We start from the raw sequence: 14,301 nt of genomic DNA, 5'->3' as shown, positions 1-14,301 counted from the left end.
GCCGCCCACGCGAAATCCCGGACAACTTCCAAAAGCTTGCAATAATCCGTTAAAATCAAGGGATTTTTTCCATCCCCGGCGGTATCGCCGGGATGGACGGCCAACAGCCCCTTCAACGATTCAGCCAACACCAAGACGCAAGGAGATTCCATGGCGGTAGAACGCACTTTATCCATCATCAAGCCTGACGCGGTCGCCAAGAACGTCATCGGCGAGATTTATACCCGCTTCGAGAAGGCCGGTCTCAGGATCGTGGCTGCGAAAATGGTCCAGCTCTCCCGCGAGCAGGCCGAAGGCTTCTACGCCGTGCACCGGGAGCGCCCGTTCTTCAACGACCTGGTGTCCTTCATGATCAGCGGCCCGGTCATGATCCAGGTGCTGGAAGGCGAGAACGCCGTCGCCAAGAACCGCGACCTGATGGGCGCCACCAATCCGAAAGATGCGGCTCCCGGCACCATCCGCGCGGACTTCGCCGTCAGCATCGACGAGAACGCGGTCCACGGCTCCGACGCGCCGGAAACCGCGGCCCAGGAGATCGCCTATTTCTTCAAGAGCGATGAAATCTGCCCCCGCATCCGCTGAGGCGGGAGCGCGCATCAATCTGCTCGATCTGGACCGGGAGGGCATGGAAGCCTTCTTTGTCCGCATCGGCGAGAAGCCGTTCCGCGCTTCGCAGCTGCTGCAATGGATCCACCAGCGCGGCGTCACCGATTTTTCGCTGATGACCAACCTGAGCAAGGCGCTGCGCAGCCGGCTCGAAGCCGTGAGCGAAATCCGGCCGCCCGAGCTGGTGCTCGAGCAGCGCTCGGCCGACGGCACCCGCAAGTGGGTGCTGCAGGTGGATGCCGTCAACCGTGTGGAGACCGTGCTGATTCCCGACGAGGGGCGCAATACCCTGTGCGTGTCCTCGCAGGTCGGCTGCTCGCTCGAGTGCTCGTTCTGCTCCACCGCACGCCAGGGATTCAACCGGAACCTGACCACCGCCGAGATCATCGGCCAGCTCTGGGTGGCGCAGCACCGCCTCGGCGAGGAACAGCGCATCAGCAACGTGGTGCTGATGGGCATGGGCGAGCCCTTGCTCAATTTCGGCAACGTCGTCGCCGCGACCCGCTTGATGATGGACGATTTCACCTACGGCCTGTCGAAACGGCGGGTCACGCTCAGCACTTCGGGCATCGTGCCGGCGCTGGACCGGCTGGCCGAGGTCAGCGACATCAGCCTGGCGGTATCGCTGCACGCCCCCCACGACGAGCTGCGCAACGAACTGGTGCCCATCAACCGCAAATATCCGATCAGGGAACTGCTGGCCGCCTGCAAGCGCTATGTCGGCACGGAAAACCGCCGCAAGGTTACCTTCGAATACGTCATGCTGGAGGGGGTGAACGATGCTCCAGAACATGCCCGAGCCCTGGTTCGATTGCTGAGTCATGTACCCTCCAAGGTGAACCTGATCCCGTTCAATCCGTTCCCGAACTCGGCGTACCGCTGCTCGCGCCCGGAAACCATCGCCCGCTTCGCCCAGATCCTCCAGGATGCCGGACTCATCACCACCACCCGCAAGACCCGGGGCGGGGACATCGACGCGGCCTGCGGCCAATTGGTGGGCAGGGTCAACGACCGCAGCCGGCGCCAGTTCCGCCTGCCTACCGCGCTTTGACGATGAAAGGATGGCTGGCTTTGAGCGCGTTGCTGGGAACCGTTGCCGCCTGCACGACGCCGGAACAGAGGCCGCACGCGGCCAACGATCCCTATGGCGAACTCGGCGCCGCTGACCTCTATGTCCAGAAAGGTGTCCGCTACATGGAGCGGGGAGCTCTGGAGGTCGCGCTGGAAGACCTGACGCATGCGGTGGAGCTGGACCCCGCCAACAGCGATGCGCACGATGCGCTGGCCATCCTGTACGAAAAGCTGGGCAAGACCGAGGAAGCCGACAAGCATTTCCGCGAGGCATTGTCCTTGAATCCGGCGAATTACAGCGCCTTCAACAATTATGGGCGGTTTCTCTGCAACACCGGACACCCGCAGGACGCGATGGAGAAGTTCGAAGTCGCGTACTCGACCCCGCTGTATCCTCAGCCGTGGATCCCGCTGTCCAATGCCGGTGCCTGCCTGCGCCGTGCGGGCCGGACCGCGGAAGCCGAGGCCTATTTGCGCCAGGCGCTGGACAAGAATCCGAACTACCCGCCGGCGCTGCTGGAAATGGCCCACGTCAGCCTGGAGGCGCGACAATACCTGTCCACGCGCGCCTTCCTGCAGCGCTACCAGGCCATCGCCGGAGAGACGCCGGAAACCCAGTGGCTCGGCGCCCAGACCGAGCTTGCCCTGGGCAATGTCGGCGAAGCGCGGCGTCTGGCCGACCGGCTCGGCGAGGCATTTCCGGATTCGGCCGAAGCGGTGCAGGCACGTCGGCTGTTCGGCAAGCACTGACGGCGCTCCCCCATCGATAGACAGACCGACTCAATGAGCGAAAAGATCCAAGCCATCCGCGGCATGCACGACATCCTGCCGGAACTCACTCCGCGCTGGCAGCATGTCGAGCACCAGGTACGCAGCGTCATGGCCAGCTACGGCTACCGGGAAATCCGGCTGCCCATCGTGGAGAGGACCGAGCTGTTCAAGCGCTCCATCGGCGAAGTCACCGATATCGTCGAAAAGGAGATGTACGTTTTCGAGGACCGCAATGGCGATTCGCTGACGCTGCGCCCCGAAGGCACCGCGGGGTGCCTCCGCGCCTGCCTCGAGCACGGCCTGCTGCACAACCAGATCCATCGGCTGTGGTATGCCGGCCCCATGTTCCGCCACGAACGCCCGCAAAAGGGGCGTTACCGCCAGTTTCACCAGGTCGGCGTCGAGGTCTTCGGGCTACCCGGACCCGACATCGACGCGGAACTGATTTTCTTGAGCCGCAGGCTCTGGCAGCGTTTAGGTGTCGCCCACAAGCTGCGGCTGGAACTGAATTCCCTAGGTACCCCGGACGAACGGCTGGCCTACCGGCAGATTCTCGTCGATTATCTGCGCGAGCATTACGATGCACTGGACGCCGACAGCATGCGGCGCCTGGAGACCAATCCATTGCGCATCCTCGACAGCAAGAATCCCGAGATGAAGGACCTGCTCGCCGGAGCGCCGGTACTGGCGGACTATCTGGGCGAAGTTTCACGCGCGCACTTCGCGGGGCTGACCGCGCTGCTCGATGCCGCCGAGATACCTTATGTCATCAACCCGCGCCTGGTGCGAGGCCTGGATTATTACTGCAACACGGTGTTCGAATGGGTGACCGAGGAACTGGGCACCCAGGGTACCGTCTGCGCCGGCGGCCGCTATGACGGCCTGGTGGCCCAGCTCGGCGGCCGCGAATCCACCGCCATCGGCTTCGCCTTAGGGCTGGAGCGGCTGATCGAGCTGACCGGCGAAGCGACCGTCGACACCGCCCCGCATATCTATTTCATCGGGGTGGGGCCGGCCGCCGAGCGGCGCAGCGCCGTGCTGGCGGAAATGCTCAGGGACGCGTTTCCCGGCCTCCGACTGGTGCTCAATTGCGGCGGCGGCAGCTTCAAGAACCAGTTCAAGCGCGCCGACAAAAGCGAGGCGGCCTTCGCCCTGATTCTGGGCGAGGACGAAATGCGGGACGACTGCATCAGCCTGAAACCGCTGCGGTCGGACGGTGTCCAGCAAACGGTCGCGCAGGCCGATCTGGTCCGGCTCATCCAATCCTGTGTCCATATCTGATCGAGGTTGCCATGGAAGTTTATCTGACCGAAGAAGAGCGCCTCGAAGCGCTCAAGCGCTGGTGGAAAGCCAATGCCAGTTCCGTCGTCTGGGGCATAGCGCTGGGCATCGCGGTGATCGTCGGCTGGGGCGCATGGAAGCGCGCCCAGGACGAAAAGTCCCTGCTGGCCGGAACGCTGTATCAGCAGCTCCTCGATGCGGTGGCGAACAAGCAGACCGACGCCGCCGTCCAGTTGGGCGAGCGCATCGACAAGCAGTTCCCCGGTTCCGCCTATGCCACTTACGGCAAGCTGTTCCTGGTGCGGCTCAAGGTCGAGGCAGACGACCTCGCCGGCGCCAAGACGCTGCTGCAACAGGTGATCGCGGACAGCAAGGACGAGAAGATCGTGCAGATCGCCCGGCTCCGGCTGGCCGAAGTCCAACTCGGGCTCGGGGAAACCGAGGCAGCGCTCAAGCTGGCGGAGAGCATATCGGGCAAGGGTAGCCCCGAATTCGCCGCGCTCTCCGAGGAGCTGAAGGGCGACATCTACATTGCCATGAACCGCCCGGAGGAAGCCCGCGCCGCCTACCTGAAGGCGCGCCGGGAAAGCCAGCCCTCCCCCTTGCTCGAACTCAAGCTGACCGACCTCGGGACGACCGCCACCCGATGATCCGCCGCGCACTGCTCATCGCCTCGCTCGCCACCCTGTCCGGCTGCGCCGGGCTGGATGCCATCCAGAATGCCTATCAAGGAATCCAGGACTACTTTACCGGCAAGGACAACGCCGAACCGCCCGCGCCGCTGGCCGACATCACGCCGCAGGTTAAGGTGGACAAACTCTGGACGGCAGAAATCGGCGACGGCTACGACGAGCAGAGGATCAACCTGGGACCCGCGGTGGACGACAGCCGGGTCTTCGCCGCGGAGCGGCACGGCACCGTCCAGGCCTTCAGCCGGCTGACAGGCGAGAAACTGTGGTCGGTCGACCATGAAATGGAGCTGTCCGCCGGCCCCGTGTTCGATGACGGCGAGCTGTTCCTGGCCACCGCCGAGGGCGCGATCATCGTGCTGAACGCGGCCGATGGCGCACTGGTCTGGAAATCGACTCTCGCCAGCGAAATCCTCTCTGTCCCTGCCGTCGCGGACGACGTGGTCGTGGTCCGCGGCGCGAACGGCCATCTGACCGGGCTGGACCGGAAATCCGGCGCCACGCTCTGGTATTTCGAGCGCCACGCGCCGCCGCTGGCCGTCCGTAGCCGGGGCGCGCCGATCATCGCCGGCGACCTGGTCATCGACGGCTTCGGTGGCGGCAAGGTGAGCGCCATCCAACTCAAGGAGGGCAAACTGGACTGGGAGGCCAATGTCTCCCTGCCGCACGGCCGCTCCGAAATCGAACGGCTGGTGGACCTCAGCGCAACCGCCGTGGTGCGGGGCGATTCGGTGTTCGTCTCCGGCTACCAGGGCGGTACCGCGTCGCTGGGGCTCAACACTGGCGAGGTGCTCTGGAAGCGCGAAAACATTTCCTCGCCCGCCGGCATGACGGCCGATCGCAAGGAGCTGTACGTCACCGACGCCAATGCCGACCTCTGGCAGCTCGCCATCCGCAACGGCGAAGACCAGTGGAAGCAGACCGAGCTGCACCAGCGCCGCCTGACCGCGCCCGCCCTGGTGAAGGACTACCTGGTGGTCGGCGACTTCGAAGGCTATCTGCACGTCCTGAACAAGGAGGACGGGCGGATCGTCGGACGCGTCCAGATCAGCGACCAGCCCATCGAGTATCCTCCGGTGGTGTACGGCGACATCGTCTACGTCTATGCCACTGACGGCACCCTGGCCGCGGTGACGGTGGAGTGAACATGCTGCCCATCGTCGCCCTGATCGGCCGGACCAATGTCGGCAAATCCACACTGTTCAACTATCTGACCCGGACCCGGGATGCCCTGGTGGCCGACTACCCCGGCCTGACCCGCGATCGCCAGTACGGCCGGGTGCAACGCGGCGAGCGCAACTATTTCGTGGTCGACACCGGAGGCATCATCGAAGCCGCCGAAGGCATCGACGACCAGGCGATGAAGCAGGTGGACCACGTCCTCGACGAAGCCGACGTCATCCTGTTCCTGGTGGACGTCCATGCCGGCATGACCGCCGGGGACGAACTCATCGCCGAGCGCCTGCACCGGATCAGCAAGCCGGTGCTGCTGGTCGCCAACAAGATCGACGGGACCCATGCCCTGATCGCCGGAGCGGAGTTCCATGCCTTCGGACTGGGCGAACCGCAACTCATCTCCGCGGCGCACGGCACCGGCGTGCATACGCTGCTGGAACGGGTCGAGGCGCTGCTGCCGGAACCCGAGCCGGAAGCGGAAACCGACGCCGAAAGCGGCATCCGCATCGCGGTGGTGGGCCGGCCGAACGTCGGCAAATCGACCCTGGTCAACCGCATCCTCGGCGAGGAACGCGTGGTGGTCTACGACCAGCCCGGCACCACGCGGGACAGCATCTATATCCCTTTCGAGCGGCGCGGGGAGCGCTACACCCTGATCGACACCGCCGGCATCCGCCGCCGCGCCCGGGTCAACGAAGGCATCGAAAAATTCAGCGTCCTCAAGAGTTTCCAGGCCATCGAAAAGGCCCATGTGGTGATCTACCTGGTGGATGCCAGCGAGGGGCTCACCGATCAGGACGCCAACCTGTTGGGGATGGTACTGGAAATCGGCCGCGGCCTCTTGATCGGCTTCAACAAATGGGACGGGCTGGACCCGGAGCAGCGCGAACGGGTCAAGCGACAGATCGACATCAAGCTGCCGTTCCTCGAATTCGCCAAGAAATATTTCGTCTCGGCTCTGCACGGCACCGGGGTCGGCGTGCTGATGGATGCGGTCAAGCCGATCTATCAGTCCGCCATGCTGGACCTGTCGGCCTCGCGCCTGACCCAGGTGCTGCAGGACTGTTTGACCGCCCACCAGCCTCCGCTGGTCCGCGGCCGCCGCATCAAGCTCAAATACGCCCACCAGGGCGGCCACAACCCGCCGGTCATCGTGATCCACGGCAACCAGACCGAGGACCTGCCGGCGGCATACAAGCGCTATCTCGGCAACGAGTTCCGCAAGGCCTTCAAACTGCAGGGCGTGCCGCTGAAGCTGGTGTTCAAGAGCGCGGAAAACCCGTTCCAGGGCCGCCGCAACGAGCTCACCGAGCGCCAGATCAAGAAACGCCGGCGGATGATCCGCCACGTGAAAAAACGTTGACGGCCATTTTCCGAGCAATGCAGTCAACTATATAATTTCCTGTTCCCCTGCCGGCGCATCGTCATCCCTTCAGATGAAAGACTATCTGTTGATCCTCGTCAGCACGACCCTGGTGAACAACTTCGTCCTGGTCAAGTTCCTCGGGCTATGCCCGTTCATGGGCGTTTCGCGCAAGTCCGAAACCGCGATCGGCATGGGTCTGGCGACGACCTTCGTACTGACCCTGTCTTCCGTCAGCAGCTACGTGGTCAATCATTTCCTGCTGGAGCCGATGGGACTGGAATACCTGCGCACCATCACCTTCATCGTGGTGATCGCCGTGGTGGTCCAGTTCACCGAGATGGTGGTGAAGAAAACCAGCCCGTTGCTCCACCAGGTACTGGGGATATTCCTGCCATTGATCACCACCAACTGCGCGGTGCTCGGCGTGGCCCTGCTCAACGTCCAGGCCGGCCACGATTTCGTCGAATCCTTCCTGTACGGCTTCGGCGCCGCCGCCGGCTTTACCCTGGTGCTGGTGCTGTTCGCCGGCCTGCGGGAGCGGGTGGACGCGGCCGACGTGCCCGTGCCGTTCCGCGGCCATGCCATCGCCCTCGTCACTGCGGGCCTCATTTCCGTCGCCTTCATGGGCTTCACCGGCTTGGTCAAGGGCTAAACGGGGCCGAAGATGTTGGCGTTTCTCGCGGTCTGCGTAGTGTTCACCCTGTTCGGCGCGCTGCTGGGCTATGCCTCGCGCCGCTTCAAGGTCGAAGGCAACCCACTGGTCGACCAGATCGATGCCGTACTGCCGCAGACCCAGTGCGGCCAGTGCGGCTTCCCCGGCTGCCGCCCTTACGCCGAGGCCATCGCCAAGGGCGAAGCCGACATCAACCAGTGTCCGCCGGGGGGCGAGGACGGCGTCCAGGCGCTGGCCGACCTGCTCGGGGTCGAGCCCAAACCGCTAAGCGGCGAACACAGCGCCGAGAAACCGAAGAGCGTCGCCGTCATCGATGAGACCAAGTGCATCGGCTGCACCCTATGCATCCAGGCCTGCCCGGTCGATGCCATCCTCGGCGCAGCCAAGCTGATGCACACCGTCATCGCCTCGGAGTGCACCGGCTGCGAACTTTGCCTGGCGCCCTGCCCGGTCGACTGCATCGTGATGGAGCCGGTCCGGGACAACCTCGGCACCTGGCGCTGGCCCAAGCCCGACGGGACCCCATGATGTTCACGCTACACCGGTTTCACGGCGGCCTGCACCTGGACGCCCACAAAGAGGACTCCAGCCTCGCCCCACTGGCGACGGCTCCGGTCCCGCCGCGGCTGATCTTCCCGCTGCAGCAGCGCGGCGGGCAGAACGCGGAGGCGGTGGTGCAGGTCGGCGACCACGTCCGCAAAGGCCAGGTCATCGCCCGTGGCGATGGGCCGATGAATCCGCCGATCCATGCCTCCAGCTCAGGGATCGTCAGCGCCATCGAGCCGCGCCCGCTGCCGCACCCTTCCGGCCTCGCCGACTTGGCCATCGTGATCGACACCGATGGGGAAGACCTCGCGCCAGCTCCCGAGGAACGGCGCGATTACCGCCAACTCGCGCCGGACGAACTGCGCCGGATCATCTTCGAGGCCGGCATTGTCGGACTCGGCGGCGCGGCCTTTTCGACCGCGGTCAAGACCGATCCCGGCCACCGCGCGATCGACACCTTGATCCTCAACGGCGCCGAATGCGAACCCTACATCACTTGCGACGACAGCCTGCTGCGGAATTTTCCGCAGGAGGTGCTGGAAGGCGCGCGTATCCTGATGCGGGTAGTGGGCGTGGAGCGATGCCTGCTCGGCATCGAGGACGACATGCCGGAAGCCATCCGCGCCCTGCGGGAAGTCCAACAGACAGGACACTACGCGGGCATCGACATCATCACCGTGCCGGCGATCTATCCCAGCGGTGGCGAGAAGCAGCTCATCCGCATCCTCACCGGCCGCGAAGTGCCGACCCGCGGCATCCCGGCCGATGCCGGCGTGATCTGCCAGAACGTGGGCACGGCGGCGGCGGTGTTCCGGGCGGTGGCCCGGGGCGAACCGCTGATCGAGCGCATCGTCACCGTCACAGGCAAAGGCATCAAGCATCCGGGCAACTGGCTGACCCGCATCGGCACCCCCATCGCCGATCTGGTCCGCTACAGCGGTGGTTATACCGGCACGGCCGAGCGATTGATCCTGGGCGGGCCGATGATGGGAATCTCCCTCCCCTCCGACGCGCTGCCCCTGGTCAAGGCCGCCAACTGCGTGCTGGTGACCGGCCGCAGCGAAACCACCGGCCCGAAACAGGCCCTCCCCTGCATCCGCTGCGGCGCCTGCGCCGATGCCTGCCCGATCAACCTGCTGCCTCAGCAGCTCTACTGGTACAGCCGCGCGGACAATCTGCAGCGGGCCGAGGAATACCATCTGGCCGACTGCATCGAATGCGGCTGCTGCGACTACGTCTGCCCCAGCCATATTCCTCTGGTGCAGTATTTCCGCGCCGCGAAGAGCGAACTCGTGGCCAAGCAGCGCGAACGCTTCAAGGCCGACCATGCCCGCGAGCGCTTCGAGGCCCGGCAAGCCCGCAAGGAGCGCGAGAAGCAGGAACGTGCCGAGGCCGCTCAACGCAAGAAAGCGGCCTTGGCCAAACCGGACGCTTCCGAGATCCAGGACGCCATCGCCCGCGCCAAAGCCCGCAAACGCCCGCCCGAATCCGCGCCAACCGCGGACGCCGCGCCTGACGAATCGCCCCCGGCACGGGAACCGGCCGAGAACTAGACCATGCGCTTCAATACCGCCCCCGCGCCCCACCTCGCGCCAACCGCCAGCACCCGCCGCATCATGCAATGGGTACTGGTGGCGATGGCGCCCGGCATCGCCGCCCAGCTCTGGCAGTTCGGCCCCGGCGTGCTGATCAACCTCGCGCTGGCGATCGCCACTGCCCTGCTGACCGAATCCGCCATGCTGCGCCTGCGCGCCCAGCCCAGCCGCGCCGGCCTGTCCGACTGGAGCGCCGTGCTGACCGCGGCCCTGCTGGCGGTATCGCTGCCGCCCATCGCGCCCTGGTGGATTAGCGTCTTCGGGGCGCTGTTCGCCATCGTCATCGGCAAGCAGCTCTACGGCGGCCTGGGCTACAACCCGTTCAATCCGGCCATGGTCGGCTATGCCGTTTTGCTCATCTCCTTCCCGAAACCAATGACCGCCTGGCTGCCACCGACCGACCTCGCGGCTACCCCCCTGGGCCTGCTGGATGCCTGGAGCGCAATCGCCCATCGCGCGGGGCCGGCAGGCTCGAGTTTCGACGCGCTGGCGATGGCGACGCCGCTGGATACCCTCAAGACCCAGCTCGGCCTGGGCCGGACGATGGATGAAGTCCAGTCCGGCCCGCTGTTCGGCGCTCTCGCCGGCAAGGGCTGGCAATGGGTGAACCTGGGCTATCTCGCCGGCGGCCTTTGGCTGCTGCGCCGCGGGCTGATCGCCTGGCAGATCCCGGCGGGCTTCCTGGCTGCACTGGGCGGATTGAGCCTGGGTTTCTACCTGCTGGAGCCTCAAACCTACCCGACCCCGCTCTTCCATCTCTTCGCCGGCGCGACCATGCTCGGTGCCTTCTTCATCGCCACCGACCCGGTGACGGCCTCGACCACGCCGAAAGGCCGGCTGATCTATGGCGCGCTGATCGGCGGCCTGGTCTTCGTGATCCGCTCCTGGGGCGGTTACCCGGATGGCGTCGCCTTCGCGGTGCTGCTGCTCAACCTGGCCGCGCCGACCATCGACCATTACACCCGCCCCCGGGTTTACGGGCATCCCGGATGAACCTGAAACAGCACCCCGTCATCGTCGCCGCCTTCATCCTCGGCGTATTTTCGGTCGCAGGCACCGGCCTGGTATCCACGGTCTACCGCCATACCGAACCGCTGATCGAAGCCAACGAGCGCGCCACCCTGCTGCATTCCATCGAATCGCTGGTGCCGCCGGAAGCCTTCGACAACGACCCGCTGGCGGATGCCATCGAGATCGCCGATCCGCTGCTCGGCACCCGCCAGGCGGTACCGGTCTACCGAGCCCGCAAGTCCGGGCAGCCGGTCACCGCCGTGTTATCGCCCTTCGCGCCGGACGGCTACAACGGCCCCATCCGCCTGCTGGTCGCCATCCGCTACGACGGCAGCCTGGCCGGCGTGCGGGTGTTGAGCCACAAGGAAACCCCCGGGCTCGGCGACCCCATCGACGAAAACAAATCGGACTGGATCCACCGGTTCGCCGGCCTCTCCTTGCTCGATCCGCCCGAACCGCGCTGGGGCGTGAAGAAGGACGGCGGCGACTTCGACCAGTTCACCGGCGCCACCATCACGCCCCGCGCCGTCGTCAAAGCCGTGCGCAGGACGCTGCAATTCTTCCGCGACCACCGTGAAATACTGTTCGCTCCGGCGCCGCAACAGGAGGACGCCCCATGAACCTCGGCCCCTACCGCAAGATCATCCTGGACGGGCTCTGGCACAACAACCAGGCCCTGGTCGCCCTGCTCGGACTGTGCCCGCTGCTCGCCGTCAGCAGCACCGTGGTCAACAGCTTGGGGCTAGGGCTGGCCACCACCGTCGCCCTGGTATTCTCCAACGGCGTGGTTTCGCTGATCCGCAACCGCATCACCACGGAAGTACGCCTGCCGGTGTTCGTGCTGGTCATCGCCGCCAACGTCACCGTCATCGAGCTGCTGATGAGCGCGTTCTTCCACGACCTGTACAAGATCCTCGGCATCTTCATCCCGCTGATCGTCACCAACTGCGCCATCATCGGCCGCGCCGAAGCCTTCGCCTCCAAGAACACGGTCGACCGCGCCGTCCTGGACGGCTTGTTCATGGGATTGGGATTCACCGCGGCACTGGTCGCGCTCGGCGCCTTCCGCGAAATCGTCGGCACCGGCGCCCTGTTGAACCGGGCCGAACTGATGTTCGGCGAAGCCGCCCGCAACTGGAGCATACGGATCATCGAGAACTACGACGGCTTCCTGCTGGCCATCCTGCCACCCGGCGCCTTCATCGGACTGGGACTCATCATTGCGCTGAAAAACCTGCTCGATGCCCGCGCCAAGGCGCGAATCCAAGTCGCAGCTAGCCAGCCCGTATCGTTCGAACCCACCGCCGCCCGGAAAGCATGAACGCGAACAAGCGAAGGCGGATCTTCGAACGCCTCGCCGCCGCCATCCCTGCGCCGACCACCGAACTGCGCTATAGCACCCCCTTCGAACTGCTTGTCGCCGTCGTCCTCTCCGCCCAAGCCACCGACAAGGGCGTCAACAAGGCCACCGCGAAGCTCTTTCCCGTCGCCAATACGCCGGAGGCCATCCTTGCCCTGGGGGAAGAAGGCTTACGTGAATACATCAAGACCATCGGGCTGTTCAACAGCAAGGCCAAGAACATCATCGGCCTGTGCAAGCGCCTGATCGAACGCCACGGCGGCGAAGTGCCGCGAGACCGCGAAGCGCTGGAAGCCCTGCCCGGCGTGGGCCGCAAGACCGCCAACGTGATTCTCAACACCGCCTTCGGCGAGCACACCATCGCGGTCGACACCCACATCTTCCGCGTCGCCAACCGCACCGGCCTGGCGCCGGGCAAGACGGTGCTTGCAGTGGAAAAAGCGCTGGAGAAGCATACCCCTCGCGAGTTCCTGAAGGATGCCCACCACCTCCTCATCTTGCACGGCCGCTATACCTGCACCGCCCGCAAACCCAAATGCCCGCAATGCCCCATCGCCGACCTGTGCGAGTATCCGGACAAGACCGCGCCACCCGACTGACCGCCCTCCGGCTCGGAGTTTCGCGCCATGCTCCCCGGCGGTATAATTTGCACGCTGCGGGAATCTGTCACCCGGTCTCCGGCAAGGTATCAAGTCCTCATCTCACGCTGGTGTAGCTCAGTCGGTAGAGCAGCTGATTTGTAATCAGCCGGTCGCGGGTTCGAATCCTGTCACCAGCTCCATCAATTCGATCGCTCAAGGCGATTTTCCGCGACTTCCCGATTACTTGCGTCGCCGAATCGTGGCCTTCCACCGCTCGTTTCGGCGGCGGTTGGGTGACTCACCGGGCAATTTCAGAACCGGCATCAAGCGCAACGACCACCAGCGAATCGCCAACTCCCAAAGGCGAGAGCAGACATAACCACATAGGGGAATTGCCCTGGACTGGCACCCTTTTTGATGGACAATCAAGCAATCTGGGCAGCACCATTTCACTACCGTGCGGTTCCATTTTGCTCGGGAGCCGGACATCGTTGGAACAGGAGTCAATGTGGGCAGCCAACTCGTTTTTTGCAGCAACGAACTGCCGGAACGCGATCGCTTCGATCTCTGGCGGGAGACGGCCTCCGGCGGACCGGGGGCGGTCGATGTCGTCCATGTCGACCGGCGCCCTTTTTTCGGAAGAGTCGAATGGCTGCCTTTAGGGTGTATCGACGCCTATAAAGGATCGTTCAGCGCGGCGACTTTTACCCGGTCCCGCCGCTGGATCGAACGGGACGGCTTCGACGGGTTCAGCTTCCACATCAACCTGAGCGGACGCAGCGAAACCTTGCGCCACAAAGAAAGAACGGTGCTGGACGGCTTCAGCGCCACCGGCTTTTCGTACGGCAAGCCGTTTGAAGCCTCGCTCATTCCACCGGCCGGCCGGTATTGCGAGAGTCTGAATCTGGTCATCCCCCGCGAGGCCATGCTGCCTAAGGCGCCCAATGCGGAGCGCTGTATCGGCGCGCTCCATGCGGATCAGGCGCCGCTGCGATTGCTGTCGCAGTATCTGATGCTGCTGGGCAATACCCCGCCGGTTGCCGAGGATTCCCGGCTCTCCCAGCTTGCCGGCAACCACGTCCTGGACCTGCTCGCCTTGCTGCTGGGGCCGACCCGAGAGGCCGAACACGAGGCCAGGCTTTGCGGCTTGCGCGCGGCGCGCTTGGCGACATTGAAAAAATACCTGCTGGACAACCATCACCAGCCCCATCTGTCGGTGACCACGGCGGCGCAAGCCTTGGGCATTTCCGAACGGTATCTCCATGATCTGATTGCAGAAACCGGCGAGAGCTTCACTGAAATGGTCAACCGCCTGCGGCTGGAGCGGGCGCGCCGATTGCTTTGCGACCCGGACCATCGGCACCTTCGCATCGGCGAGATCGCTTTTGCCGCCGGATTCAACGACCTGTCCTATTTCAACCGGCTGTTTCGGCGCCGGTTCGGCGAAACGCCAGGCACCTTCAAGGCGGGGGAACACATGACCGGTTCCGCCGTTGATCCGTTCGACCGGCTGCAGCCATCGGCAACGCCTGGCATCATTGAAGGGGGCGGCGACCGACCGCCATGACCGGGGCT

General features: G+C 64.8%; 15 protein-coding genes and 1 tRNA gene. All 16 read left to right on the top strand.

Translation table 11 applies throughout. The annotated features are described in order from the left end of the window. Positions 1 to 150: 150 nt before the first annotated feature. Positions 151 to 582 carry a nucleoside-diphosphate kinase gene (ndk, locus tag GNH96_RS03430; protein WP_169602301.1) on the top strand — a complete coding sequence of 144 codons (432 nt, stop codon included), beginning with the start codon at positions 151 to 153 and terminating at the stop codon, positions 580 to 582. Then, positions 557 to 1,657 carry a 23S rRNA (adenine(2503)-C(2))-methyltransferase RlmN gene (rlmN, locus tag GNH96_RS03425; RefSeq protein WP_169602299.1) on the top strand — a complete coding sequence of 367 codons (1,101 nt, stop codon included), beginning with the start codon at positions 557 to 559 and terminating at the stop codon, positions 1,655 to 1,657. Before ndk ends, rlmN begins: the two co-directional genes overlap by 26 nt. A gap of 2 nt (positions 1,658 to 1,659) precedes the next feature. Next, positions 1,660 to 2,427 carry a type IV pilus biogenesis/stability protein PilW gene (gene pilW / locus GNH96_RS03420; protein WP_169602297.1) on the top strand — a complete coding sequence of 256 codons (768 nt, stop codon included), beginning with the start codon at positions 1,660 to 1,662 and terminating at the stop codon, positions 2,425 to 2,427. Positions 2,428 to 2,460: 33 nt separating this feature from the next. Further along, complete coding sequence (gene hisS / locus GNH96_RS03415) at positions 2,461 to 3,729, top strand: histidine--tRNA ligase (RefSeq protein WP_169602295.1); 1,269 nt, start codon at positions 2,461 to 2,463, stop codon at positions 3,727 to 3,729. An 11-nt stretch (positions 3,730 to 3,740) separates the two neighbouring features. Beyond that, positions 3,741 to 4,379 carry a YfgM family protein gene (locus tag GNH96_RS03410; protein WP_169602293.1) on the top strand — a complete coding sequence of 213 codons (639 nt, stop codon included), beginning with the start codon at positions 3,741 to 3,743 and terminating at the stop codon, positions 4,377 to 4,379. Then, positions 4,376 to 5,563 carry an outer membrane protein assembly factor BamB gene (bamB, locus tag GNH96_RS03405; RefSeq protein WP_169602291.1) on the top strand — a complete coding sequence of 396 codons (1,188 nt, stop codon included), beginning with the start codon at positions 4,376 to 4,378 and terminating at the stop codon, positions 5,561 to 5,563. The genes GNH96_RS03410 and bamB overlap by 4 nt, the downstream gene beginning before the upstream one ends. A gap of 2 nt (positions 5,564 to 5,565) precedes the next feature. Continuing rightward, complete coding sequence (gene der, locus GNH96_RS03400) at positions 5,566 to 6,957, top strand: ribosome biogenesis GTPase Der (RefSeq protein ID WP_169602289.1); 1,392 nt, start codon at positions 5,566 to 5,568, stop codon at positions 6,955 to 6,957. Positions 6,958 to 7,030: 73 nt separating this feature from the next. Beyond that, positions 7,031 to 7,612, top strand: coding sequence for an electron transport complex subunit RsxA (gene rsxA, locus GNH96_RS03395; RefSeq protein ID WP_169602287.1), 582 nt, complete (start codon positions 7,031 to 7,033; stop codon positions 7,610 to 7,612). A gap of 12 nt (positions 7,613 to 7,624) precedes the next feature. Next, positions 7,625 to 8,161, top strand: coding sequence for an electron transport complex subunit RsxB (gene rsxB, locus GNH96_RS03390; RefSeq protein ID WP_169602285.1), 537 nt, complete (start codon positions 7,625 to 7,627; stop codon positions 8,159 to 8,161). Beyond that, positions 8,158 to 9,732, top strand: coding sequence for an electron transport complex subunit RsxC (gene rsxC, locus GNH96_RS03385; protein ID WP_228719995.1), 1,575 nt, complete (start codon positions 8,158 to 8,160; stop codon positions 9,730 to 9,732). Before rsxB ends, rsxC begins: the two co-directional genes overlap by 4 nt. 3 nt (positions 9,733 to 9,735) lie before the next feature. Further along, positions 9,736 to 10,767 (top strand): electron transport complex subunit RsxD, encoded by a 1,032-nt coding sequence (gene rsxD, locus GNH96_RS03380; protein WP_169602283.1) that lies wholly within the window; start codon positions 9,736 to 9,738, stop codon positions 10,765 to 10,767. Then, positions 10,764 to 11,405 (top strand): electron transport complex subunit RsxG, encoded by a 642-nt coding sequence (gene rsxG / locus GNH96_RS03375; protein WP_169602281.1) that lies wholly within the window; start codon positions 10,764 to 10,766, stop codon positions 11,403 to 11,405. Before rsxD ends, rsxG begins: the two co-directional genes overlap by 4 nt. Then, the gene (locus GNH96_RS03370) at positions 11,402 to 12,106 is read left to right on the top strand and encodes an electron transport complex subunit E (protein WP_169602279.1); all 705 of its coding nucleotides are present in this window, start codon (positions 11,402 to 11,404) and stop codon (positions 12,104 to 12,106) included. The genes rsxG and GNH96_RS03370 overlap by 4 nt, the downstream gene beginning before the upstream one ends. Beyond that, positions 12,103 to 12,744 (top strand): endonuclease III, encoded by a 642-nt coding sequence (nth, locus tag GNH96_RS03365; protein ID WP_169602277.1) that lies wholly within the window; start codon positions 12,103 to 12,105, stop codon positions 12,742 to 12,744. The genes GNH96_RS03370 and nth overlap by 4 nt, the downstream gene beginning before the upstream one ends. Before the next feature lie 106 nt (positions 12,745 to 12,850). Continuing rightward, a tRNA-Thr gene (locus GNH96_RS03360) sits at positions 12,851 to 12,926 on the top strand. 308 nt (positions 12,927 to 13,234) lie between these two features. Continuing rightward, positions 13,235 to 14,293, top strand: a complete 1,059-nt coding sequence (locus GNH96_RS03355; protein ID WP_169602275.1) for an AraC family transcriptional regulator — start codon at positions 13,235 to 13,237, stop codon at positions 14,291 to 14,293. Positions 14,294 to 14,301: the final 8 nt, after the last annotated feature.

This window comes from Methylococcus geothermalis (assembly GCF_012769535.1).
In the GTDB taxonomy this organism is placed as follows: Bacteria; Pseudomonadota; Gammaproteobacteria; order Methylococcales; family Methylococcaceae; genus Methylococcus; species Methylococcus geothermalis.
The sequence above is the reverse complement of the archived record's forward strand: the minus strand, read 5'-3'. Positions and strand labels throughout refer to the sequence as shown.